The sequence below is a fragment of the Streptomyces sp. WAC05374 genome, assembly GCF_004353505.1.
Taxonomy (GTDB): Bacteria; Actinomycetota; Actinomycetes; order Streptomycetales; family Streptomycetaceae; genus Streptomyces.
Map to the genome: position 1 here is coordinate 64,330 of NZ_SMNQ01000001.1, position 24,245 is coordinate 88,574.

Genomic DNA, 24,245 nt, shown 5'->3' on the forward strand with positions numbered 1-24,245 from the left:
GCCGCTGCGGTGGTCTGCGTGGAGACTGGCTAGCGTCTCATCACAGCCCTCGAGTCACCTTCTTCAGGACCGATTCGTAGGAGACCTCGGTGAAGTCGGTCGCTTGAATGTCCACGGCGATACCGATGAGGCGCTTCCGGAGCGCGTCCTTGGAGGAAGAGAAGAACACTTGGCTCTGGATTTTGGCCTCGTCAGGCACCCACACGTGGAAGACGAGGTCGCTGCGCTTCCCTTCCCTCTCGTACTCGAAGTCGTGAACCGCGTAGCGGCAGTCGGGCTTCGGGAGGTCTTTGAGGAATGCCCCGTAGTCGCCGTCGTCCGATGTCTTCTCGACTACGATCTCCTCGCTGCCGTCACTGACATTGAAGATGATGTACTTGTATTTGCGCTCCGGCTTGAGCCTGTTGAAAGCCTCAATGCACGCGGGAGAGACGGCAACGCCAGAGGAACCCATGGGCTCTCCTCGCAGTCAGGGGGCGTGTGGCCTCGCCATCGGGCTGCCACCGCCCCGCCTGATCGATCGACCTCTGTAGGTTCCCCAGAGCGTGATCGATAACACGCAGCTTGCCGAACTTCACTGCGGAGTGATCAGGCGACGGCTGACAAAGCCCACCGCGGCCTGCGAGCTCCCTGATGCGTCCTGCAGGCCGTCAGCGATGCTGGGTCTTTCCAGGAGGTGTGCTTCGAGGTCGGCGATGCGCGTTCCAGTTCTCCCACCTGTGTCGCCGTACTCGTTGAAGTGCTCAGCCAGGTACGGATGAACGTGCTCAGCTTGGTGGACGGCAACCTGGCAGCCTCGTTGCGGAGACCTCAGGAATGGGGCCTCCTTGTTGCTCGGGGCGGGGAGAACGGATGATCGACGCATGGCCATGAACCGAGGTGCCTTTGACGACGTCCCGCTTCCCACGCTCTTCCCTTTCCTGTCGCCTGCCGACGTGGAATCCCTGAGGCATGCGGCTCGGGCCGTCGATGCGGCTCGCGTCGACGGAGACGGGGCGGAGTGGGAATGGGCACTGCAGCACGCGGTCTTCCCAGGCACGCAGCCGTGGACGCCGATCATCTTCGGCCTGGATGTCGTCGAGCATGCGGCTGGGGCCGATCAGCTGGAGTTCCAGCTTGAGGTGGTGTGGACAGACCGAGGCCGGCTCGCAGTCGACGCGGCGGTGAACGTTGCCTGCTGGTGCGACACCGATCACGCCACCCATGACGTCGACGCCCTCAGGCTTGTCGTCGGCGAGGAGAACTCGCTGGCTGGCGTCTTCCAAACAGGCGCTGAGCGTGTGATCGGATGGCTGACCGAATCTCGCGACGCGGACTACTGGCGGGCCCGAGCGGGACTGCCCGCCCGCCAGAGTTGCTAGGAAGCTGGCGGCACGACGACGGGGATCGCCTGCGGTCAGGCCACGTTCGCGTCGCGCTCGATGGCGGCGAGCCGGTTCTTGAGCCGGTAGATGGGGCCGTTGATGGAGACGACGTCGCAGTGGTGCAGGAGCCGGTCGAGGATGGCGGTGGCGAGGACCTCGTCACCGAACACCTGCCCCCACTCGCTGAAGGTTTTGTTCGAGGTCAGGATGATCGAGCCCTTTTCGTAGCGCTTGGAGATCACCTGGAACACCAGGTTTGCCTCATCCCGTTCCAGCGGCTGGTAGCCCACTTCATCGACGACGAGGACGCCTGGGCGGAGGTAGGTGCGGAGCTTGCTGTTGAGGCGTCCGGCGGCTTCGGCGGCCTTGAGCTGGCGGACCATGTCGTCGAGGGTCGTGAAGTAGACGGAGAAGCCGGCTCGGCAGGCGGCGACCGAGAGCGCGACGGCGATGTGGGTCTTGCAGACCCCGGGCGGTCCCAGCAGGGCCGCGTTGCCCTTGGCCTCGACGAAGGCAAGGGTGGCCAGGTCCTTGATCTTGCGGGGATCGAGTTCGGGCTGAAACGAGAAGTCGTACTCGTCGAGCGTCTTGTGGTGCGGCAGTTTGGACAGCCGCAGGCCCTGGCGGAAGCGCCGATCGTCACGAACAGCGAGTTCCTCGGCCAGGACCCGGTCGAGGAAGTCGAGGTAGCCCATCTTGGCCTCGTCCGCCCGGCCGGCGTACTGGTTCAGGCTCTCGGCCAGGTGGGGCAGGCCGAGCTTGGCGGCTGTGCTGCGGATTCGGGTGCTGACCAGCTCACTCAACTGGGCTCCTCCTGCGTGGGGTGGGTGGTGAAGGGACGGGTCCCGGTCAGTTCGTCATAGACCGACAGCGGTCTGCGGCCGACCTCGACGCGGACGGCCGCGGCCCGGTTCAGGAGGGCCATCAGCGAGCCGGCCGTCTCCTCGCTGAGTGCGTTCTCGTGACGGGGCTGCGAAGGAACGTCACCGGTGGTGGTCCGCCGGTTCTTCCCATCGGGCAGGCCGTCCCAGGGCTTCTCGTCGACGACGCAGGCTCCGCGGCCGACGGCCCTTGGGTGGATCGCCAGCAGGGTGTCGCCGCTGGCGTCAGGGACGGTGGAATGCAGCGTGATCTGGGACTTCGTGGCTCTGACTTCCACCAGCTGACGTGGGCGGACTTTGCGGGCCGGCACCGAGTAGAGGTTCGCGTCGAAGGCGACCAGGCAGTCCCTGCCGACGTAGCGAAGGTGCCGCTGAGTGACCACATAGGGCGTCGCCGGCAAAGGCCTCAGGGCCCCGTGATCGCGGATCGCTCGGTGCCCGATCACCTCACCGTGGGTTCCGTGAGACTTCGCCCGGCGCAACGGCACCCAGGCGTTGAAAGCGGAGTCCAGCTCCTCGATGGAGGAAAAGGACCGTCCCGCCAGGACATGGTCGCGGACGATCAGGACCTGCCGCTCGACCCAGCCCTTCCCGGTAGGGCGGTAGGCGGCCAGCACGTCGATGTCGAAGTCGTAGTGACCCGCGAATCCAACCGCTTCCGGGTGCAGTGGCACCGCCTCGCCCGGGGCGACGTGGCGTCGGACCACGGTCTTGGTTCGGTCGTAGACGATCGACATCGGCACCCCGCCGAAGTGGGCAAACGCTTGTCGGTGGCAGTCGAAGAAGGTGGCCAGGTCCTGGCTGGTAGTGAAGCAGCAGAATGGATCCCGCGAGTAGGACAAGGTCATGTGGAACGAGTAGACCTTCGGGATGCCGACGTGGGCGAGGATCTGCCCTTCGTCTCCCCAGTCGACCTGGGCCTGCGCTCCAGGAACGACCTCGAACCTGCGGTGCAGCCCGGCCAGCTCGCCCGGGCTGATGCCCATTTCCTCCGCGATCCGCGGCCGGGCCTCTTGCATGTAGAGCTTGACCCGCTGGTAGGTGCCGGTGAAGCCGTACTCGGCCACCAGCCGCTCGTGAACCACGGCACCCTTGATCAGAATCTCAGACCGCAGCATCGCGTCGATCAGAGGCGCAACCTCATCCACCATCCGCCGACGGCCATGTCCGGGCGCAACCCGACGAGGCGGCGCAACCGGGCCTTCAGGGGAGAGGTACTTGCGGACCGTGCGGCGGTTCAGCCCGGTCTCCTTGGCGATCTCCGACAGGCTCATCGCCCCGGACTCAAACAGCCCGCGGAAACGTCGAAGCTCCATCCACCGTTGCGGGTCCAAGACCACGGTCAGCCGCCCTCCGCCACCCTTCACAGGCCGGCAGCAGACTGCCCACGATCAACCCTCGGTACGTCCGGAGGTGGGCACGTTCATCCGTACGTGACTGGGCACGTTCACGTGTACGCCGACACCCTTTAAGTCGCTGGCGTGGCTGGTGGGCTACCAGACCCTGCTGCGCTGGCGCAAGGAGAACGAGATCACCGGCCTGCACGCCGGTGGCGGACATACGCTCCGGCAGCGGCGCCGGGAAAGTCGGTGGTGCGACACCCGGCTGACTGGCATGGTGGCGTCTGCGAAGGGGTGTGGCTCAGATGGCCAGAGCGCCGGTCTCCAAGACCGGATGTCGCAGGTTCGACTCCTGTCACCCCTGCTACGCAAGCAGTGCAGCGCCCATGCCGGCGTGCGGGAGCCCATGAGTCCCTGCGCCACCGATCACCAGGACGGTAGCGCAGGAGAGGGCAGGAAGGTCTGAGCGGTGATGCACGAGCCTCCACACGCGGGGTGCTAGGTCGGCTGCGCCGCCGGTCAGTCCTTCGTCCTCGGTCAGCGTTTGACGCGGTTGCGGACGGCGAGGACGGCCAAGCCCAGCAGAACGGGTTCAGCCAGGCGGGAGGCCATCTCGATGTAGGTGCCGGCGGTGGTCAGGTCCTGGCCGGACGAGCGGAACACCACCGAGTTCAGCGTGACGCTCAAGGCCTTCTCAAAGCGCTCACCGTTGAACCGGTCACCGGCAGGATTCTTCGGATCGTCCTTTCCGATCTCGAAGGTGACCTTGCCCCCGCCGGCCGGGACGGTGCCGGTCGCCGTCTGCCTCGGGGTCTCCTTCGCCAGACCGACGGCCATCAGCAGCACGACGGTCAGACACATGGCGACGCCGAGCCAGGCCAGAGCCCTGGACGCACGGAGGCCGTAGCCGGACAACGCCCAGTACGCAGTCAGCAGAAACCGCTCACTGCGGGGAATGTCGCCTGCGTGGCGGCGCATCTCCATCTCCCCGTAGTAGAAGTCCGCAGCCCCCGGCTCATGCTTCCCGTCCTCGAACGCCTTGCGCAGCGCCCGGTACACCGGCGCCATCTGCAACGGCCCAGCGCGCCCGGCGCCGAGGACCGCCACATTCCAGCCCCGCACCGCCCCCGGCCGGCTGGCGCGCCAGTGGTGCTCCTCGGCCAGGACGCGCCGCTCGGTGAACCGCACGGGCGGCCAGCGGCGCCAGTGGACGGCGGGCGGGATGGTGTCGAACGTGCAGGCGCCCTCCAGCCGCAGTTGGTCCAGGTGCACTGTGCCGGCGAACAGGCAGCCCGACAGGTCGACGTCGGCCAGGACCAGGTGGGCCGCGTCCACTCCGCGCAGCGACGCCAGCCTCACCCCAGAGCTGGGCGCACTCGCATGAGGATCTTCTGCCAACTGCTGGCCGTCGTCGAGAACGAACGGGTCCAGCTCTGCGGCGATGGTGAGGGGGTACTCGAACACTGCATGCGCAAAATCCACCGTGGCGTAGCGCAGGCGCACCTCAGCCGTGGACGACCAGCGAGTCCGACGGCACTCAAGGCTGTGCGCAGCGAAGGAGAGGGTCACCGGGCCGCCGAAGGTTGCCCCGGACAGCAGGACTCGCCCGGCACATACAGCAGGGCCAACGGTAGCAGCCTGCTTGAAGGTCGCCGACTGGAACCAGGCGTCGCTTTCGAAGGTCGCCGCCTCGAACCCGGCGTAGCTCTTGAAGGTCGCCAACTCGAACCCGGCGGCGCCCTCGAAGGTCGCCGCCCGGAACCCGGCGGTGCCCTCGAAGGTCGCCCATCCGAACTTGGCGTAGTTCTTGAAGGTCGCCGCCCAGAATCCGGCGGTGCTCTCGAAGGTCGCCGCCTCGAACCCGGCGTAGCTCTGGAAGGTCGCCGACCCGAACCCGGCCGTGCCCTCGAAGGTCGCCAACTCGAACCCGGCGTAACCCTGGAAGGTCGCCGACCCGAACCCGGCGTCGCCCTGGAAGGTTGCCGACACAAAGCCGGCGCCCATCTCGAAGGTTGCCGACTCGAACCCGACGGTCTGCCCGAAGGTCGCCGACTCAAACGCGGCCTCCCCCTCGAAGGTCGCCGACCCGAACCCGGCGTAGCTCTGGAAGGTCGCCGACCCGAACCTGGCGTCGCCCTGGAAGGTCACCGACTCCAACCAGGCGGTGCTCTCGAAGATCGCCGACGCGAAGCTGGCGCCCCTCTCGAAGGTCGCCAGCTCGAACCCGGCGTAGTGCTGGAAGGTCGCCGACGCGAACCTGGCGTCGCTCTCAAAGGTCGCCGACTCGAACCGGGCCAGGCCGAATCGGGGTTGTCCGGTGGTGTCGTGGAGGGCGGCGAGAAGGGCATCGAGAAGAGGTCCGGTGAAGCGTGTGCCGCGGTGGTCGATGTCGCTGCCGGGGGTCAGGCTGGCCAGATAGGTGTCACGGTCGGCGTCGGCAAGGTGTGCGAGGCATGCGGTGTGGCCGGGGACGTGGATGCCTCGGCAGCCGACCTGGTCCTCCAAGCTGGTGCCGTGGCCACAGTGGGGCCACTCAGGCGGGGTGGACGTTTCCTGACTCCGGGATGGCATAACTACAGGACGATCGAGCACGGCCAAACGGTTGCCGAGCTGATCATGTGCGCTCGCTGACCTCTTCCGTGCTGTCCGGCAATCAGGCCGGGCCGCCAGCAGGAACGCACAGGATAAGCACGGTCATCCTGTACGTATGCTGACGTCCGATCAGGATGCCCTGCAATCATGTGAATCACCCGACATACCGGGTTCGAAGGTTGCCCGCTCGCCCCGGTCGACGCTCGCGACGTTCCGGCACGACCCTCGCGCACTGTGGCCGGAGCACGCGCGGAAGCTGTACGACTACCTCGTCGCCATCTATGGCGAGGACGACCTTCTGCCGACGCTCGCGGCGGCCTGGGTCGCGCACCAGCGCTCGGTCAACACGCAGAAGTCCTACGCCCGCGGCTTCCGCGTCTTCGAGGAGTTCGCCCGGGACCACGGCGAACACCCGATGGCCGTGAAGTTCGTCCTCGCCGACACCTTCCGGATGTACCTGGAGACCACCCCGACCTGGGTCCGGGACAAGGGCGGCCGGCGGGGCGAGATGACCCGCACCGGCAAGCCGTACTCGGACGCCTCGCGCAAGAACGCGCTGTCGGCGGCCTCCTCCTTCTTCGTCTACCTGGACAAGGTCAGCGACGACGGGGTGAAGAACCCCTTCGACGCGGTCCAACGGCCTTACGTCGACCCGACCTACTCCCCCACGCCCGGGTACACCGAGGCCGAGTGGGCCCGGTTCGTGGCCGTCGCCCGCGACGAGCACCGCATCAAGGCCTACCGCAAGCGCGCGTACGCCCTGCTGATGACGCTCTGCACCTGCTGCCTGCGCATCGACTCCCTGCTCAACGCCCGCGTAGAGGACCTCGGGTACGACAAAGGACACCGCGTGCTGCTCCTGGAGAAGGTCAAGGGCGGCGGCCGCAAGAAGAAACCGATCCCGCCGGCCACATGGGACGCGCTGATGGAGTACCTCGACGGCCGCACCACCGGCTGGCTGTTCTGCACCGCATCCGGCGCCCAGCTCGACGAACCCGCGGTGTGGCGGCTCCTCCAGTCCCTGGCCAAGCGCGCCGGGCTCCCGCTTCGCGGTCCCCACGGCGTGAAGGGCGACGCCGTCACGCACGCTCTCGCGAATCCGGACGCCCGGCCGGACAAAGTGCAGCGGTGGGCCGACCACAAGGACTCTCGTACCACCCAGCTCTACAACCGACGCCGGGAACTCCTCGACGACAGCCCCGGCTACGGCCTCGCCGCCGACCTCGCCAGCCTGCTGGGCACGAGGCCGACTGACTCCGTCACAACAACTCCCGGGTGCCTGAACTGCGGTGATACGTAGTTCAGGCACCTGTCGCCTCGGCCCTGACACGCCATCCGAGTCGAGACAGCCGTCACCCGAACGAGTGCAGAATTCCGCCAATTTTCTCCCCGGTCTAGACGAAGAGTCCTCCGGTCAGGCAGCCTCCGTGGAGACCGGGGAGAACCGGGCAAGAATCTGCCGGAAGGGCCGCATGGAAATCATCATCAAGGGTGCGAGCGAGGAGTTCGCCGAAAAGCTCGTCGCGCTCGCCGCCCAGCACCACGCGGAGTTGTCCATCAGCACCGTCCGCCCGGGCTGGACCGTCGACCGCGCCGAGCGCTACCTCCACGACCTGACCGCCAGCTCGCGCCGGATGGCCGAGATGGTCATCGTCGACGGCGACGGCTACATCGACGCCGACCACCTCCGCCGCGTGATCGGCAAGCTGAACGGCCCGTCCAACAGCCTGAAGCGGACCGTCGACCGTGGAGTCCGAAAGGGCTGGTGGCCGGACGATACCCCGGCGCCCATCACCCCTGTCTCCAACCCGAACAACCCCTCCTGGCACCAGAACATCGCCTACCGGATGGACAAGGAACTCGTTCCCGTCTTCCGCGAGGCGCTCGCCCGCATCACCGCGGGCAAGAAGGCCGCCGAGGACCAGCAGCCATGAGTACCCGCCCCCGCACGACGCCGTGAAGGTGTTCACCTCTGCGGCACCTGACCCACGAAGGAGCCCTGCATGTCCATCCCCGGTACGACGGAGCCCCCGACCTGTACGAGGAGCAGGAGGACTTAGTGCGCAACAGGCGCCATCTCCCCTTGCGTGAGCGGCTGCTGCGCCGCGCCGCGCTCACCGACCGCAGCACCCTCGACGCCTCGGCCGAGGACGGCAAGGTCGTCCAGATGATCACCAACGCCGCGTTCGACCTGGCCGACCACGACCGCGAGCACTCCACCGCCACCGGCCCCGTCAGGCCGGACTCGCTCACCACGAACAGCACCCTCCCCCATCTGTGCGCCTACATCCGCCAGGAGTACGCGGCCCACCGGCACGCCCCGGCGAGGCAGAACGGGGGGAAGTGTGAGCCTCGACGACCCCGTGCTGGCCGCGGAGAACCTGTGGCGTCGGCTGGTCGAGTACCAGCCCGCCGTCGCCGCCGCCCTCGGCCTGTCGTACGAGAGCTGCCGCAGGACTGGCCGCAGCGCGAGCTCGGCCTCTTCCGGCCCGAGGCTGCGCTCGACCTGGCCTCCTCCGAGGAGCTCCGCACACCGGTGGAGATCGAGCCGTACGACACCGACTGGGAGAACTGCGGCGCCTGCTCCGAGGCCTCGGACCCCTGCCGGTTCCACACGCGCTTCGAGACCGGCTACAAGGCGCTGCACCAGGTGCTGCTCGACGCCATCGCGCTCGACCAGGCAGTCACGGGGCGGCCGCCGTGCTCCAGCGGCTGGCCGACGACGACACGGACGACGGCCAGCCGGTCGGGCCCGAGAACACCGACACCGAGAAGGTGCAGGGATGACGGCGACCAGGGGCTTCCTGACCATCCCGGCTCTCGACCTCGTCCCCGGCACGCTACTGTTTGCGGTCGACCCGGGGGCCTCGGGCAAGTCGCGTACGCCCAGACCGCGGCGGTCGACGCCGTGATCTGCCTCGACTCCTGCGGCGCGAGCAGCGGCGACGCGGGCGACCAACCCGTCACCCCGGCCGCCATTCTCCAACTGACCATCGTCAAGAGCGCCGCCCAGTCCCTGGGGCTGCACCCCGGCGGAGCGGGCAAGACGACCATGTCCTGGACCCCCGACTCGCGCGACACCGTGGTCGAGCAGCCGACCTGACACTTGCTTAGCCCGCAACGCGCAGCGGCCGGCCAACCGGCAGGTGCCGCCGGACACGCTGCGCTGGCAGGCCTCGCGCAGCCTCTGGGCGGCCACCGCGCCCGGCGGCGGGTCGATACCAGCGCTGGCGCACTCGGCGGTGAACAGCCGGGTCCGCTCGATGGCGGCCCGCTTCTTGGCGTGGACAGCGTCAGCCCCGTGCTGACCGCCGTCCGCGTATCGGGTGGTGGGTGTATGGGCAGGTGATTCGGGAGCCAGTTGGACAGCGAAATCGAGAGCCACCCCGGAGCTTCGCCGTCGGCAGGCTTGCGTCGTCGGGTGGGACCGGCCGGGCACCGCCTGCGCCAGTCAGTCGAGCCCGCGTCACTTATAGTCATCAGGCGGTAACGTTTCGCGAAATGAGGCCTTCTGATGACTGTGACCGTCTACGCCGGCCCCGACTACAAGGGCAAGAGCGCCACGCTCGGCAAGGGGCGCCACAAGCTCGACCCGTCCATGAACGACTGCATCTCCTCCGTCCGCGTACCGGCTGGCTGGACGGTGACGCTCTTCGAGAACGCCGACTTCACCGGCGAGCAGGTCAGCCTGAAAGACGACACCCCGAAGCTTGAGGGCGCCCTTCACGACAAGGCGTCCTCGATCGTCATCGCCGAGACGGAGGTCACGTTCGACGAGCCGAGGCCGCTTTATGTCTCCCGTCCGGGTGACGAGTACGACGCCTCCTGGTTCAAGTTCGAGGACTGACGCCGAGCGCCTGACCGGCCACCGTCGCACGGCGATCGGGCCGGCTCATCTGCGGCCCTGGCCGCCGCTCCGGGAGGAGCCCAAGGGGCTGTTTCACCCAGCACGGGTGGAGCAGCCCCCTTCTCCATGCCCGCGCCGTCGGCCGTTGCACACACCTCGGCCAGGTCCCTCTGTCGCTCGAACGAGGCTCCGACCTCGCCCTGCCGCTCGCGTCCGTAGCCCTGGGGGACTACGACACCAGGACCGAGGCGGTCCGGGAGGCGGTGCGGGCCGCGACGGACCACGGATGGACACTAGCCCCCGAATACGAGTGGTCCGACTTCGACTGCGGCGGCGGCGGCGGGGAGATCCATATCCCGATCCACGCGCGGCCGACTCACTGACCGGCGGACCCCGCCTCCGACGATCCGCGATAAGCGGATGACGTGGGCAACGCGGTCGCCCGGAGTCTGGACGCCATCACCGCGGCGGACAGATTCGTCGCGGCGGCCCCGGCACTTCACCTGCCCCTGCCGTAGGTGCTGCACCTGACGCACCACGGCGGTGCGGAGCACAACGACGCGGGCCCCGGCTCCCCCTCGAAGGGGACCGCCGAGGCCCGCAGATTATCTGGCCAGATAGCCCTCCGAGCGTTCGGGCTGCATCCGCAACCCGCCGCAGGCGCTGGCGCCTACCACCACGGCGGCGGTAGAGGCGGAACGACGCGAGGCTCCCGCGCACCTCCGGCCGTCGCGGACCCGCCCGGCCGCAATGTCCAGTGACTCGCGGCTTCCCGTACACGACAATGATCACTGGAGAGAAGGGGGTTCACATGCCAGCACCTGCCGATGGCTTCTCCGTGACGCACCAGTTGGAGCCGCATGACTGGTCGAATGAAGAGACGGCCGCGTACGAGGCCGCGATCGAGGCGGTGAACGGTGCCGTCGGCGCCTACAGCGCGCTCATCGCCGCCGAGGAGAAGAAGCCGGAGCCCAACCAGACCACCATCGATGAAGCCCGTGTGGCGCAGGCCCGGCTAGCCCGTGAGCGGGAGGCGCTGCGCTCCACCGACCGTCAGCAGATCGCCGAGGCGCGTGCGCGCTACGCGGAGCTGGCTCGCGACGTTCTGGCGGGCATCGCATGATCGATCCGGCAGAGGTGGAGCGTTACCGGTTACCAGAGGAGGAGAACCAGCGCATCTTCCATGAGCGGATCGTCCCGGACCTGCTGGAGGGCCGCGCCAGTCATGAGACTCCCACGGTCGTCTTCCTGGTCGGCCAGCCGGACGCCGGGAAGAGCCGGGTTACGGAGCTGGTGGCCACCGCGCTGAATCAGCACGGTGGCTTCGTGGACGTCGACAGCGACCTCTACAAGCCCTACCACCCCGCGTACGCGGAGCTGATGGCTCAGGACGACACCCTCATGGCCGCGTACACGCGCGCCGACGGCCGCGCGTGGATGGCGCAGGCCGAGCAGTACGTGCGCGATCACGGCCTGCACGCCATCATCCAGGAGACCTCGCAGGACGCGCATGCCTTGGAGGACAAGATGCGCGCCTACCGGCAGGCCGGTGCGCGGATCGAGGGCCTGTTCATGGGCGTCCCGCAGGCCATGAGCAACCAGGGCATCGTCAACCGGTACTTCGAGCAGCTCGCCGACCGCAGTCAGGGACAGCTGACCGTGCAGGCCAACGCCGACGAGTCGTACCTCGGCATCCTCGACCTGGCCGACCGAGTCGACCGCGGCGCCCTGGTCGACCTGGCCAGCGTGTACAGACGCGGCGAGAGCAACCCGCGCTACACCAACAGCCTGGACGCCTCCGGGGGCTGGGAGAGCCCGCCACAACTGCGGCAAGCGCTGGAGACCGAACGCACCCGCTCATGGAGCGCAGCGGAGAGCGACGGCTTCGTCGCCACCCAGATGCGGCTACGGGATGCCAGCCGCAGGCACGGCGCCGAGTGGCCGATGCGCCTCGCACATATCGAGCAGCAGGCCAGCCCACTGATGGCCCCTGCTGCCGCCCAGCAGCTCGGTGGGACAGCACCCTCAGCGGCGGCCGCACGCTCGCGCAGCACCACCCGCACCTTCAAGAAGCCCGACCCAAGCTCCACGCCAGCGCCGGGCAGCCGGGACCGGTCAGCACCCCGGCAGGGCCCAGAGCCGCGCAAGGGACGCGGCAAGTAGAGCGTGTAGCCGAGCCGCACCAGCGGGCCCCGGAATTGTACCCGTAGGGGGTACCGGGGCCCGCTCGGAACTCAGAGCCAGTCGCAGTGATGCAGAACAGGTTATGTCCGGCTTGTGGCTACGCGCTCGACGCGTTTGATCCTGTCAGCCGCTTGGGAGCGTCGTCGGCGAGGCCCGCCCGGGCATGAACGCCGCCGAGCCGCACTGCGGGTGAGTCGGATCCGACTTTGTCGACGGCCTGAGAGGAGCGCTCGGTGTGCAACCGGGTGGCTTCCCGTTGGGCGTCGGCCTCGTCGACGCGCTGGCGGCGGTAGGCGACGACCAGAGCGACGAGCGCGTCAGCCCCGTCCACCACGCCGAAGGAGAGCTTCACCAAGTCGAAGAGTGTCTTCGAGTCGAGCTTCGTGGTGCGGTCGATCAGTCGGAAGTCCAGAAGGACCACCAAGCTGTAGAAGACGCCTCCCGCGACCAGGACGACGGCGACGAAGGTGATGGCCAGGGCACCTTCCACAGGCGCAGCTCTCGATCATCCGCAGTTGATCGCGGCCGCGGGGTTCAGTGTCATGTCGATGGAGACAAGGCTTCGAGACCTGCGGTTGCAGAGGTTACGAGAGACCGTTTCCGCCTCCCCGCCCGCTACAGATTCGAGAGCTGCCAGGCGGAGGGAAGGGTGATCCGCGCCGCAGCGGAAGTGCGGATTGCGATGAGCCCGTCGGGGGCTGGCCCCGTCGCGTGGTTGAAGCGCACCCCGCCGCCGGAGAACGCCGCGCCGATAAAGCTCACCACGCCGCCGGAGAACGCCGCGCCGTCGAAGGACACTATGCAGCCGGAGAATGTCGCCTCGGCGAAGTACACCTCGCCGCCGGAGAACGTCGCGCCGAAGAAGGACACCACGCAGTCACCGGAAAACGTCGCGCCGGAGAAGGACACGCAGTCATCGGAGAACGTCGCGCCGTCAAAAATCACCGCGCCGCCGGAGAACGTCGCGCCGTCGAAGGACACTCTGCCGTCGAACGTCGCGCCGGAGAAGGACACCCTGCCGCGGGAGAAGTCCGCGCCCGCGAAGGACACTTTGCCGTCAATGGTGACGCCAGTGAGGTCGAGGTCGCAGCCTTGCCAGGAGCGTGGGTTCCCCGAGGACGACGGTAATGATCGCCGATGAGGCGCAGGATTGTGTGCCGGACCTTCCGGAGGGCCAGGAAGCGGTGGTGCTCTTCCTGGTGGTCAGGGTCGTCGCCGGGGTCAGGGGTGAAGGGGAGTTGGAGGTAGGCGCACAGGACGTCAATGCAGGTCTGGCGCAGGCTGTCGTCGGGGGCGTCGTCGGCGAGTCCGGCCAGGGCGTGGACGCCGCCGAGCCGGACGGCAGCGGAGTCCGAGCCGAGTCGCTCGACGGCCTGGGAGAAGCGTTCGGTGTGGAGCCGGGTAGCCTCGCGGTGCGCCCCGGCCTCATCAACGCGCTGGCGGCGGTAGGCGACGACCAGAGCGACGAGCGCGCCGGCCCCGGCGACCACGCCGAAGGAGAGCTTGACCAGGTCGAAGAGCGTCTTGGCGTCGAGCTTCGCGGTGGTGTCGATCTCCTTGAAGTTCAGGAGGTACACCAAGCCGTCGAAGACGCCTCCGGCCACGACGACCGCGGCGACGAAGGTGACGGTCAGGGCCCGGCCGACTCTCCATAGCCGCAATTCCCGGTCGTCCGAGGTCGGTCGCGGTCGTCGATTGGCTGTCATGGGATGGAAGACAAGGCCCGGATGGCTGTGGTTGCAGCGCTTGGAGCGTCAGAGCACGAGCGACCGTCTGCCTTGACGTCGTTGCGGTCCTCTTTCTCACTCCACCCCAGTCATTGGTTCTGGCGCCATGCGCTGGGCACGGTACCGGGCATGCGGTGGTCGATCTGGTGCTCACCCTTGGTGCAGCCCGCGAAGCGGCAGGCCTTTCCGCCTACCACGCCGCAGCAGCGTCTGATGAGCATCCTGCACAGCGGAACCCTGCGCGGGGCGCAGACCTTCGAGACCGACGCCCCGGAGATCTGCTTCAGCGAGGTCACCGAGGAGGCCCGCCGCGTCATGCTCCGGGAGGGCACCGGGCGGGGCCGGTACGAACCGGGGGCCTCCTGCTCCACCGCCAGCAGCTCATCGCCGCCGGAGCCCGGCCCCTCCTCCACGTCTCCCGCGAGGAGCGGGACCGGATGAGGGCCGCGCTGCCGCGGCCGACGTGCAACCGCTGCGTGGTCTACGAGCCGGATCCCGCGCGCGGTCGGGCGGACTGGCTGCACGAGCGCGAGTGGCGGATCTGCTTCGAAGACGGAACCGAACCCGTGCTGCCCGTCACGCCGCAGCTCGCCGCCGGTGTCATCGTCGGCACCCAGGGCTGGACGCCGCCGTCCCGCATCGTGAGCCTCGAGGAGAAGTCCGCCGCGTACGTGACCGCGGTGCTCAACGTCCGTCGCGCGATGCAGGAGAGCCCCGGCCTTCCGTGATCGGGCGTCCCGGTGTACTCACCCTATGTGAGCTTCGCCTGGCCCGCTGGTACTGGAGCGGCGGGCAGCTCGTATCGACGGCTACTTCGACATCCAGATGCAGCAGCCATGGGAGACAGCCTGGCGCTGGGGCGGCGCCCTACCGGGAATAAGCGGCACCGTCCGCCCCGAGGACGTGTGGGAGGAGCTGCGTGGTGACGGCCGTGTCTGAGACGACCGCTTCCGGCAGCGTCCGTCCGGCGGCCTAGGCACTTCTGGCCCCCGGCGTCCCGGGCAGGAGGCCGCCCCAACGGTGCCGGACCCGGCTGCCGCCGAGCGCCAGGCGCTCATCGAGCGGTGGCCCGGACGCTGACGGCGTCGATCGCGTACCGTGACCAGTCCAGCCCGCCCCGGGAACCGAGTTCGTCAAGGACCAGGCGGTGGAGCTTGGCCCACACCGTGGCCTCGGTCCACTCGGTGATCCGGCGGAAGGCGGTCATTCCCGACAGGGCGAACCCCGGTGGCAGATGGTTCCAGGTGCGAGCCCGAGGTAGCCATGATGATGATCGCGGCCGGCACCTCGCGATCCCCTCGCCGGCGATGCCTTCCGCTCTGCGGGCGGACCGGCGCCGGCGGCACCACTCGCTGGAACAACTGCCACAGGTCTTCCGGCACCATCCGCTCGACAAGCGCACCAGTCATCGCCCCAGGCTGCCGCAAGATCACGCCAACTGGGATGACTTCTCAGCACCTGCTCGGCGCAAGCAGGCAGTGCCCACCGTTTCGGGACCACTCCCCCCTAGGCTGCGGGCATGACTGGCGTCCTTGGAGCGACACACAGCGGCCCTCACCCGTTGCCCGTCGGAGACGGACCCGCCTGTCGCGCGGAGGCACGTGCATGAAAGTCCTGTCCCAGCGCGGTATGCGTCGCATCATCGTCGCTCTCACGATGTTGGCCGTGGCCTTGGTCGCTGCTGGTGCCCTGGCTGGTTGGCTTTGGCTGGTGGGGATCGGCGCGTGGCTGCTGATCACGGCATTCCTGCTAGAACTGATCTATCGGCCCTGAGCGGCTCCGCCCGATTGCGGTCGCCGCTCAAAGTTCTCCGCGATCAGCCTGCATGGGTGAGTCTCCGCCATCAACGAACAGGCACCGCGGGTTTGCACCAGGCAGCGCCGTCGCTCCCCTTCCTGACGATTTTTCCTACGCATCAGGCGTTGTGCTCGTGATCGGCACGGGAAGGACTTTTCGCACAGCGCCACACGAACGGCGCTCTGAACCACGGTAGTTGGGGCCGGAAACGAACCCGGGGAGATCTCTGTGCAAGCGGACCCTGGCTGCAGCGACCGTCGCGTGCGGTGTCCTGCTGGCCGGCGGTTCCGCTCCCGCGGCGGGAGTCGAGGAGTCGTACGGGAACGGAGGAGCGTTCCTCACACAGGGTGTGCCGAAGGGCGCGGCGACCGTCGAGGAATTGGCAAGGGAGGTACCGAGGAGGTGCACGCACCCCGGCGAACAAGCTGTGCACGGGGACGTGGAAGCACGCGGTGCGCACGGTGACCTCCACCGCGCGGCTGGCGGCACGCTCGCGTGGGGCTTCAAGCTGTCGCACACCGCGCGGGCGAACCTCGGGTCGACGGTGACGGTTGCCATCCCGGAGGCGTACGTCAACGGCAGGGCCATCAACCCGCCCTCCAGCCGCATACCTCGGCCAGCACGTACAACTTCCAGGGCAGCATGAGGAAGTACCACACCCTTATAGGGCCTTCAGGTGGTGACGGTCGCCGGGAGGTCGGGGCTCGTCGGCGGATGGCCGGTAGCCGGTCGGAGGGTCAGGACCATCGTCAGGCCGCCACCGGGGGTGTCCTCGGCACTCAGGGTGCCTCCGACGGCCTCGGCGAAGCCGCGGGCCACGGCGAGACCGAGACCGACTCCGGCGCTGCCCGGGGCGTCGCCGTAGCGCTGGAAGGCCGCGAAGATACGGTCCTTTGCGTCGTCGGGGACGCCAGGGCCGCTGTCGATGACGCGGAGTTCGACGCGGTCGGCGATGGCGCTGGCCGACACCAGGACCGGCCGTGCCGTCGGTGCTGTACTTGACCGCGTTCTCGACGATGTTGGCGACCGTACGCTCCAGCAGTCCGCGGTCGACGGCGACCATGGGGAGCGATTCGGGAATGTCGAGCTCGACGCTGCCCTCCGGTACGCCGCCCAGCGCCATCGGCACCACTTCGTCCAGGTCCGTCTCGCCGATCAGCGGGGTGACCGTGCCCGTCTCCAGGCGGGACATGTCGAGGAGGTTGCCGACCAGGTGGTCGAGGCGGTCCGTGCCGACCTCGATGCTTTCCAGCAGCTCCGCCTGGTCCTCCTCGGACCAGTCGACGTCGTCGGAGCGCAGCGAGGTAACTGCGGCCTTGATGGCGGCCAAGGGCGTACGCAGGTCGTGGCTGACGGCCGCCAGCAGCGACGTGCGGATCTTGTTGCCCTCGGCGAGCTTGCGCGCCTCCTCGGCCTCGCCGACGAGCCGCTGCCGGTCCAGGACGACGGCGGCCTGGGCGGCGAAGGCGCCCAGCACCCGGCGGTCCTCGGCGGGCAGGGCTCGCCCGCACAGCGCGAGGGACATGCGGTCGCCGACCGGCATGTCGACATCGGCCGCCTCGGGCCGGGTGACCGGGTGGGGGCCGACGCTGCCGGCGCAATTCCACGGTTCGACGTCGCTCCCCCGCTCCAGCAGCGCGACCGACTCCATGGAGAACGTCTCACGGACCCTCTCCAGCAGGGCGTCCAGGCTCGACTCTCCGCGCAGGATGGTGCCGGCCAGGAAGGACAGCGTCTCGGACTCCGCGCGCAGCCGGGCGGCCTGGTGGGTCCGGCGAGCGGCGAGGTCGACCACGGAGGCAACGGAGATCGCCACCCCCACGAAGATCAGGAGGGCGACCAGGTTCTTCGGGTCGGCGATGGTCAGCTCGTGGACAGGGGGCGTGAAGAACCAGTTGAGCAGCAGGGAGCCGACGGCCGCCGATGCCAGCGCCGGGAGCAGGCCGCCGAGCATGGCGGAGGCCACGGTGCAGGACAAGAACAGCAGCACGTCGTTGGCGAGGCCCAGATCGGCGTCGATGTGGGTCAGCAGCAGGGTGAGCAGCGCCGGCCCTGCCAGGCCGGTCAGCCAGCCCCAGATGGTGCGAGAGCGGCCGAGCCGTGTGGTGCGGGTGGTGGGCAGGCGGCGGCCCTTGGCGGCCTCGTCGTGGGTGACGATGTGGACGTCGAGGTCGGGGCCGGAGTCACGGGCGACGATGGCGCTGACGCCCGGTCCGAAGATGTACTGCCAGGAGCGCCGGCGGCTGACGCCCAGGACGATCTGGGTGGCGTTGACGCCGCGCGCGAATTCGAGCATGGCGGTGGGCACGTCGTCGCCGATGACGTGGTGGAAGGTTCCCCCCAGGTCTTCGATCAGGGCGCGCTGGACCGCGAGTTCCTTGGGCGAGGCGGCAGTCAGGCCGTCGCTGCGGGCGATGTAGACGGCGAGGACCTCTCCGCCCGCGCCCTTTTCCGCCAGCCGGACGGCCCGGCGGATGAGGGTGCGGCCCTCGGGGCCGCCGGTGAGGCCGACGACGATGCGTTCGCGGGACCCCCAGATCTTCGAGACCCCGTGCTCGGTCCGGTACTCCTGCAGGTACTCGTCGACCCGGTCGGCGGTCCACAGCAGGGCCAGCTCGCGCAGCGCGGTGAGGTTGCCGGGGCGGAAGTAGTTGGAGAGGGCCGCGTCGACCTTGTCCGGCTGGTAGATGTTGCCGTGCGCCATGCGGCGGCGCAGCGCCTGGGGCGACATGTCGACCAGCTCGATCTGATCGGCGCGGCGCACCACCTCGTCGGGGACCGTCTCCCGCTGCCGTACGCCGGTGATCGATTCCACGACGTCGCCCAGCGACTCCAGGTGCTGGATGTTGACGGTGGAGATCACGTCGACGCCGGCGGCGAGCAGCTCCTCGACGTCCTGCCAGCGCTTGGCGTTGCGCGACCCGGGGACGTTGGTGTGGGCCATCTCGTCCACGAGGGCGACGGCGGGCCGACGGGCCAGGACGGCGTCGACGTCCATTTCGGTGAAGACGCTGCCCCGGTACTCGATCTCCCGGCGCGGGACCTGCTCCAGGCCGTGCAGCATCACCTCCGTACGGGGCCGGTTGTGGTGCTCGACGAACGCGACGACGCAGTCGGTACCGCGCTCCACGCGGCGGTGCGCTTCGGAGAGCATCGCGTAGGTCTTGCCGACGCCCGGCGCCGCGCCGAGGTAGATCCGCAGCTTGCCGCGTGCCATGTTCTGTCTTCCGTTCCTACCTCTCGAAGCGGTAGCCCATGCCGGGCTCGGTGATGAGGTACCGCGGATGGGACGGATCCGCTTCCAGTTTCCGTCGCAACTGGGCCATGTAGACCCGGAGGTAGTTCGTCTTGCTGCCGTGGGTGGGCCCCCACACCTCCTGGAGCAGTCGTTTCTGGCTGATCAGCCGCCCGGGGTTGCTGATCAGGATTTCCAGGAGGTGCCATTCGGTGGGTGTCAGCCGGACGTCGCGGCTCCCGCGCCGGACCTTCTTCGCGACGAGGTCGACGGTGAACTCGTCGGTCGTCACGAGGGCCGTCTCGGCAGCCGCCGGGGGCGCCGCGTCCCCGCGGCGGGTGGCGGCTCGGAGTCTGGCCAGCAGCTCGTCCATGCTGAACGGTTTCGTCATGTAGTCGTCCGCGCCCGCGTCCAGGGCGCGGATCTTGTCCTCGAAGCCGTTGCGGGCGGACAGCACGAGGATGGGGACGCGGGTCCAGCCACGCAACCCCTTGATTACCTCGATGCCGTCCATGTCGGGCAGGCCCAGGTCGAGGAGGACCGCGTCGAGCCGACGGGCCGCCGCGAGCCGGAGGGCGGTCGCTCCGTCGGGTGCGGCGTCGACGTCGTACGTGCGTGCCTGCAGGTTGATCACCAGGGCGCGTACGAGCTGAGGGTCGTCCTCCACGACCAGCACCCGGGTCATCGGCGTGCCGCCTTTCTCTCGTGAGGGATGGCCTGTGCTCGGGAGGCGGCGGCCCCGGGGGTGCTCGTGGCGCTCCGGGCCCGCCGACTCGCCCGTTCTCCCGGTAAGGCCATCAGCTCTTGGCCAGTTCCTTCAGTGCGATGTTGAGCTTGAGGACGTTGACGCGGGGCTCACCGATGAAGCCGAGGATCCGGCCGTCGGTGTGCTCGGCGACGAGTTGCTCGACCTGCGCGACGTGGAGCTGGTTCTTCTCGGCGACGCGGTGGACCTGGAGCTTGGCGTACTCCGGGGAGATGTGGGGGTCCAGGCCGGAGCCGGAGGAGGTGACGGCGTCGGCCGGCACGTCGCCGGGCTTCACCTGGTAGGTGGCAGTGCTGTTGTCCTTCACGACGGCGGCCTTGGCGTTCTTCACCCACTGGAGCAGCTCGGCGTTGTCTCCGGCGCGGTTGGTGGCTCCGGAAAGGACCAGCTTGTACTGGGTGTTGACGGTGTTGGTGCCCAGGCCGTTGGACGGGCGCGGCTGGAACCACTTCAGGTCCGGCGCCGGGGTCTGCTCGCCCTCCTTCGCCGGCAGGTCGTAACGCTGGCCGATGAGTTCGGAGCCGACGACCTTGCCGTCGCTGCGGATCTCGGAGCCGTTGGCCTTGCCGGGGAACAGCCCCTGGGCGAGGCCGGTGACGGCCAGGGGGTAGAGCACCCCGGTGACCAGGGTGAGGACCAGCAGGGCGCGCAGCCCGGCACCGATCAGGCGTGCGGTGTTTCCTACGGACGTGTTCATGGTGGTCGTCACCCGATGCCAGGGATGAGGGAGAGGAGCAGGTCGATGATCTTGATTCCGATGAATGGCGCGACGAGGCCGCCGAGGCCGTAGATGCCGAGGTTGCGGCGGAGCATCCGGTCGGCGCTCATGGGCCGGTAGCGCACGCCCTTGAGGGCCAGCGGCACCAGCGCGACGATGACCAGCGCGTTGAAGATCACTGCGGAGAGGATCGCCGACTCGGGCGAGGCCAGGCCCATGATGTTGAGCTTGTCCAGTCCCGGGTAGGCGATCGCGAACATCGCGGGGATGATCGCGAAGTACTTCGCGACGTCGTTGGCGATCGAGAAGGTCGTCAACGCTCCCCGGGTGATGAGGAGTTGTTTGCCGATCTCGACGATTTCGATGAGCTTGGTGGGGTTGGAGTCGAGGTCTACCATGTTCCCGGCCTCCTTGGCGGCCGAGGTGCCGGTGTTCATCGCCACCCCGACGTCCGCCTGCGCGAGGGCCGGGGCGTCGTTCGTACCGTCACCGGTCATCGCGACGAGCTTGCCGCCGGCCTGCTCCCGCTTGATGAGGGCCATCTTGTCCTCGGGGGTGGCCTCGGCGAGGAAGTCGTCCACTCCCGCTTCCTCGGCGATGGCGCGGGCGGTGAGCGGGTTGTCACCCGTGATCATGACGGTCTTGATGCCCATGCGGCGCAGCTCGTCGAACCGCTCCCGCATGCCCTCCTTGACGACGTCCTTGAGGTGGATGACGCCCAGGATCCGTGCGCCCTTGTCGTCCTCGGCCGCCACGAGCAGCGGTGTGCCGCCGGCCTCCGAGATGCGGTTCGCGGTCTCGTCGGCGTCGTCGGCGACCTGGCCGCCGCGCTCCTCCACCCACGCGATGATCGAAGCCGTGGCGCCCTTGCGGACCTTGCGCCCGTCGATGTCCACGCCGGACATCCGGGTCTGGGCGGTGAAGGCGATCCATTCGGCGTGGGTCAGTTCGCCCTGGTGGCGCTCGCGCAGCCCGTACTTCTCCTTGGCCAGGACGACGACGGAGCGGCCCTCGGGCGTCTCGTCGGCGAGGGAGGAGAGCTGGGCGGCGTCCGCCACCTCAGCGGCCGTGGTGCCCTTGACGGGGACGAACTCTGCGGCCCGGCGGTTGCCGAGGGTGATGGTGCCGGTCTTGTCGAGCAGCAGCGTCGACACGTCGCCCGCCGCCTCGACAGCCCGGCCCGACATGGCCAGCACGTTGCGCTGGACGAGCCGGTCCATGCCCGCGATGCCGATCGCCGACAGCAGGGCGCCGATCGTGGTGGGGATCAGGCAGACCAGCAGGGCGACGAGGACGATCATCGAGGTCTGCGCGTCGGCGCCCGCGTAGATGGCGAACGGCTTCAGGGTCACCACGGCGAGCAGGAAGACGATGGTGAGCGAGGCGAGCAGGATGTTGAGCGCGATCTCGTTGGGGGTCTTCTGCCGTGCGGCACCTTCGACCAGGTTGATCATGCGGTCGATGAACGTCTCGCCGGGCTTCGTCGTGATCTTGATGACGATCCGGTCGGACAGCACCTTCGTACCGCCGGTGACGGCCGACCGGTCGCCGCCGGATTCGCGGATGACGGGGGCCGACTCGCCCGTGATGGCGGACTCGTCCACGGATGCCACGCCCTCGGCGACATCGCCGTCGCCCGGGATGATGTCGCCGGCCTCGCAGATGACGAGGTCGCCGATCCGCAGCTCGGTGCCGGGCACGCGCTCCTCACCGCTGTCGCTGAGACGGCGGGCGACCGTGTCGGTCTTGGCCTTGCGCAGCGTGTCGGCCTGGGCCTTTCCGCGGCCCTCGGCCACCGCCTCCGCCAGGTTGGCGAAGATGGTGGTGAGCCACAGCCACACGGTGATCGCCCAGCCGAACCAGTCGCCGGGATTCTTCAGCGCCAGCAGCGTGGTGGCAACCGAGCCGACGAGTACCACGAACATGACGGGTGACTTGACCATCACCCGGGGGTCGAGCTTGCGGATCGCGTCCGGGAAGGAGGTGACCAGTTGCTTCGGGTCGAACAGGCCCCCGGCGACACGGCCCGCGTCCGGCTTGTGACCGGTCGGCACATCATGGTGGGGCGCGGGGGCCGCAGAGGCCGTGGACATGGAGTTCTCTTGCTTCGTCACGTCGGTGGTCATGACGCCAGCCCTTCGGCGAGCGGTCCCAGCGCGAGGGCGGGGAAGTAGGTCAGGCCGGTGATGATCACAATGGTGCCGACGAGCAGCCCGGTGAACAGCGGCTTCTCGGTGCGCAGGGTGCCCGCCGTCTTGGGCACCGGCGTCTGCTCGGCGAGCGAGCCGGCGAGTGCCAGCACGAACACCATCGGCACGAACCGGCCGAGCAGCATGGCGAGCCCAATGGTGGTGTTGAACCACGGGGTGTCGGCGTTCAGTCCGGCGAAGGCGCTGCCGTTGTTGTTGGCTCCGGAGGTGTAGGCGTACAGGACCTCGGAGAAGCCGTGCGCGCCGCTGTTCGTCATGGAGTTCGCCGGGGTGTCCAGCGCCATGGCGGCGGCGGTGAAGCAGAGCACCAGTGCCGGGGTGACCAGGATGTAGCAGGCCGCGAGCTTGATTTCGCGGGTGGAGATCTTCTTGCCCAGGTACTCGGGGGTGCGGCCGACCATCAGGCCGGCGATGAACACCGCGATGATCGCCATGATCAGCATGCCGTACAGGCCGGAGCCGACGCCGCCGGGCGCGATCTCGCCCAGCATCATGCCGAGCATGGTGATGCCGCCGCCCAGGCCGGTGTACGAGGAGTGGAAGGAATCCACCGCGCCGGTGGAGGTCAGGGTGGTGGAGACCGCGAAGATGGACGAGGCGCCGATCCCGAAGCGCGTCTCCTTGCCCTCCATCGCGCCGCCCGCGGCCTCGAAGGCCGGACCATGGCCGGCGAACTCCGTCGCCCACATCAGCAGGACGAATCCGACCCAGATGGTCGCCATCGTGCCGAGGATCGCGTAGCCCTGCTTCAGCGAGCCGACGATCCGCCCGAAGGTCCGCGTGAGTGAGAACGGGATCAGCAGGATCAGGAAGATTTCGAAGAGGTTGGTGAAGCCGTTCGGGTTTTCGAAGGGATGGGCGGAGTTGGCGTTGAAATAGCCGCCTCCGTTCGTTCCCAGCTCCTTGATGACCTCCTGGGAGGCGACGGCGCCGCCGTTCCACTGCTGCGAGCCGCCCATGAACTGGCCGACCTGGTGGATGCCTGCGAAGTTCTGGATGGCACCACAGGAGACCAGGATGATCGCACCGATGACGGAGATCGGCAGCAGGATCCGGACGACACCGCGCACCAGGTCGGCCCAGAAGTTGCCCAGTTCGCCGGTGCGGGACCGGGTGAAGCCCCGTACGAGTGCGACGGCGACCGCGATGCCGACGGCGGCGGAGACGAAGTTCTGCACCGCCAGGCCACCGGTCTGGACGACGTGGCCCATGGCCTGCTCGCCGTAGTACGACTGCCAGTTGGTGTTCGATACGAACGACGCGGCGGTGTTGAACGCCTGGTCCGGGTCGATCGACACGAAGCCGAGCGAGCCGGGCAGCGAGCCCTGGAGCCGCTGCAGGCCGTAGAGGAAGAGAACGCACACGGCCGAGAAGGCCAGCACACCGCGCAGGTAGGCGGGCCAGCGCATCTCGGCGTCAGGGTTGGCGCCAATGGCCTTGTAGATCCACTTCTCCACCCGCAGGTGCTTGTCGGAGGAGTAGACCCGGGCCATGTAGTCGCCGAGCGGACGGTACGCGAGGGCGAGCGCGGCAATCAGGGCGAGCATTTGAAGCACGCCGGAGAGGAAAGGGCTCATGGAGGTG

The 24,245-nt window shown here is 68.5% G+C and carries 21 protein-coding genes, 1 tRNA gene and 2 pseudogenes; 12 read left to right on the forward strand and 12 right to left on the reverse strand.

Going from position 1 to position 24,245, the window contains the following annotated elements:
• Positions 1-40: 40 nt before the first annotated feature.
• Positions 41-454 carry an actin-binding ADF family protein gene (locus E2B92_RS00270; RefSeq protein WP_126882870.1) on the reverse strand — a complete coding sequence of 138 codons (414 nt, stop codon included), beginning with the start codon at positions 452-454 and terminating at the stop codon, positions 41-43.
• Positions 455-863: 409 nt separating this feature from the next.
• Between E2B92_RS00270 and E2B92_RS00275 the strand changes: the two genes are divergently transcribed.
• Complete coding sequence (locus tag E2B92_RS00275; RefSeq protein ID WP_126882869.1) at positions 864-1,361, forward strand: hypothetical protein; 498 nt, start codon at positions 864-866, stop codon at positions 1,359-1,361.
• Between the two features lie 35 nt (positions 1,362-1,396).
• Here the strand turns inward: E2B92_RS00275 and istB are convergent, their stop codons facing one another.
• Positions 1,397-2,167, reverse strand: coding sequence for an IS21-like element helper ATPase IstB (gene istB, locus E2B92_RS00280; RefSeq protein WP_126882868.1), 771 nt, complete (start codon positions 2,165-2,167; stop codon positions 1,397-1,399).
• Positions 2,164-3,561 carry an IS21 family transposase gene (istA, locus tag E2B92_RS00285; RefSeq protein ID WP_235023609.1) on the reverse strand — a complete coding sequence of 466 codons (1,398 nt, stop codon included), beginning with the start codon at positions 3,559-3,561 and terminating at the stop codon, positions 2,164-2,166. The genes istB and istA overlap by 4 nt, the downstream gene beginning before the upstream one ends.
• 314 nt (positions 3,562-3,875) lie before the next feature.
• Here istA and E2B92_RS00295 point away from each other — a divergent pair.
• Positions 3,876-3,949 (forward strand) — tRNA-Trp (locus tag E2B92_RS00295).
• Positions 3,950-4,122: 173 nt separating this feature from the next.
• On the opposite strand, the gene E2B92_RS00300 is transcribed toward E2B92_RS00295, so the two are convergent.
• Entirely contained in the window at positions 4,123-6,090 is a 1,968-nt protein-coding gene (locus E2B92_RS00300) for a pentapeptide repeat-containing protein (protein WP_443070210.1), read from the reverse strand.
• Between the two features lie 202 nt (positions 6,091-6,292).
• On the opposite strand from E2B92_RS00300, the gene E2B92_RS00305 reads away from it, so the two are divergent.
• The 6 genes from E2B92_RS00305 to E2B92_RS00330 all read left to right on the forward strand — a co-directional run bounded on the left by E2B92_RS00305 (position 6,293) and on the right by E2B92_RS00330 (position 12,187).
• Complete coding sequence (locus E2B92_RS00305; protein WP_126882866.1) at positions 6,293-7,477, forward strand: tyrosine-type recombinase/integrase; 1,185 nt, start codon at positions 6,293-6,295, stop codon at positions 7,475-7,477.
• A gap of 172 nt (positions 7,478-7,649) precedes the next feature.
• Positions 7,650-8,111: a hypothetical protein gene (locus tag E2B92_RS00310; RefSeq protein ID WP_126882865.1), complete on the forward strand. Its 462-nt coding sequence runs from the start codon at positions 7,650-7,652 to the stop codon at positions 8,109-8,111.
• A gap of 125 nt (positions 8,112-8,236) precedes the next feature.
• A complete protein-coding gene (locus tag E2B92_RS00315) occupies positions 8,237-9,280 on the forward strand; it encodes a hypothetical protein (RefSeq protein ID WP_126882864.1) in 1,044 nt (347 codons plus the stop codon).
• A 411-nt stretch (positions 9,281-9,691) separates the two neighbouring features.
• On the forward strand, positions 9,692-10,024 hold the full coding sequence (locus E2B92_RS00320) for a peptidase inhibitor family I36 protein (protein WP_126882863.1): 333 nt from the start codon (positions 9,692-9,694) through the stop codon (positions 10,022-10,024).
• Positions 10,025-10,835: 811 nt separating this feature from the next.
• Positions 10,836-11,147: a hypothetical protein gene (locus tag E2B92_RS00325; protein WP_185923454.1), complete on the forward strand. Its 312-nt coding sequence runs from the start codon at positions 10,836-10,838 to the stop codon at positions 11,145-11,147.
• The gene (locus E2B92_RS00330) at positions 11,144-12,187 is read left to right on the forward strand and encodes a zeta toxin family protein (RefSeq protein ID WP_126882861.1); all 1,044 of its coding nucleotides are present in this window, start codon (positions 11,144-11,146) and stop codon (positions 12,185-12,187) included. Before E2B92_RS00325 ends, E2B92_RS00330 begins: the two co-directional genes overlap by 4 nt.
• Before the next feature lie 118 nt (positions 12,188-12,305).
• On the opposite strand, the gene E2B92_RS00335 is transcribed toward E2B92_RS00330, so the two are convergent.
• Positions 12,306-12,698, reverse strand: coding sequence for a hypothetical protein (locus E2B92_RS00335; RefSeq protein WP_235023610.1), 393 nt, complete (start codon positions 12,696-12,698; stop codon positions 12,306-12,308).
• A gap of 125 nt (positions 12,699-12,823) precedes the next feature.
• Entirely contained in the window at positions 12,824-13,258 is a 435-nt protein-coding gene (locus E2B92_RS33130; protein WP_235023611.1) for a pentapeptide repeat-containing protein, read from the reverse strand.
• A gap of 77 nt (positions 13,259-13,335) precedes the next feature.
• On the opposite strand from E2B92_RS33130, the gene E2B92_RS33135 reads away from it, so the two are divergent.
• From E2B92_RS33135 to E2B92_RS00350, 3 genes are all read left to right on the forward strand, one after another.
• A complete protein-coding gene (locus E2B92_RS33135) occupies positions 13,336-13,863 on the forward strand; it encodes a hypothetical protein (RefSeq protein ID WP_235023612.1) in 528 nt (175 codons plus the stop codon).
• Positions 13,864-14,148: 285 nt separating this feature from the next.
• Positions 14,149-14,376, forward strand: coding sequence for a hypothetical protein (locus E2B92_RS00345; RefSeq protein ID WP_126882860.1), 228 nt, complete (start codon positions 14,149-14,151; stop codon positions 14,374-14,376).
• Positions 14,373-14,663 (forward strand): hypothetical protein, encoded by a 291-nt coding sequence (locus E2B92_RS00350; RefSeq protein ID WP_126882859.1) that lies wholly within the window; start codon positions 14,373-14,375, stop codon positions 14,661-14,663. Before E2B92_RS00345 ends, E2B92_RS00350 begins: the two co-directional genes overlap by 4 nt.
• Before the next feature lie 338 nt (positions 14,664-15,001).
• Here E2B92_RS00350 and E2B92_RS00355 read toward each other — a convergent pair.
• A pseudogene (locus tag E2B92_RS00355) lies at positions 15,002-15,344 on the reverse strand (transposase); the annotation flags it as partial.
• Positions 15,345-15,540: 196 nt separating this feature from the next.
• On the opposite strand from E2B92_RS00355, the gene E2B92_RS32555 reads away from it, so the two are divergent.
• Positions 15,541-15,708 (forward strand): hypothetical protein, encoded by a 168-nt coding sequence (locus E2B92_RS32555; RefSeq protein WP_160159714.1) that lies wholly within the window; start codon positions 15,541-15,543, stop codon positions 15,706-15,708.
• Between the two features lie 696 nt (positions 15,709-16,404).
• On the opposite strand, the pseudogene E2B92_RS00360 reads toward E2B92_RS32555, so the two are convergent.
• From E2B92_RS00360 to kdpA, 5 genes and pseudogenes are all read right to left on the reverse strand, one after another.
• A pseudogene (locus E2B92_RS00360) lies at positions 16,405-18,949 on the reverse strand (DUF4118 domain-containing protein).
• A gap of 16 nt (positions 18,950-18,965) precedes the next feature.
• Positions 18,966-19,652 (reverse strand): response regulator, encoded by a 687-nt coding sequence (locus E2B92_RS00365; RefSeq protein WP_126882858.1) that lies wholly within the window; start codon positions 19,650-19,652, stop codon positions 18,966-18,968.
• A 112-nt stretch (positions 19,653-19,764) separates the two neighbouring features.
• Positions 19,765-20,430, reverse strand: a complete 666-nt coding sequence (locus E2B92_RS00370) for a potassium-transporting ATPase subunit C (RefSeq protein ID WP_126882857.1) — start codon at positions 20,428-20,430, stop codon at positions 19,765-19,767.
• 8 nt (positions 20,431-20,438) lie between these two features.
• Positions 20,439-22,577, reverse strand: a complete 2,139-nt coding sequence (gene kdpB / locus E2B92_RS00375) for a potassium-transporting ATPase subunit KdpB (RefSeq protein WP_126882856.1) — start codon at positions 22,575-22,577, stop codon at positions 20,439-20,441.
• Entirely contained in the window at positions 22,574-24,238 is a 1,665-nt protein-coding gene (gene kdpA / locus E2B92_RS00380) for a potassium-transporting ATPase subunit KdpA (RefSeq protein ID WP_126882855.1), read from the reverse strand. Before kdpA ends, kdpB begins: the two co-directional genes overlap by 4 nt.
• Between the last annotated feature and the right edge of the window lie 7 nt (positions 24,239-24,245).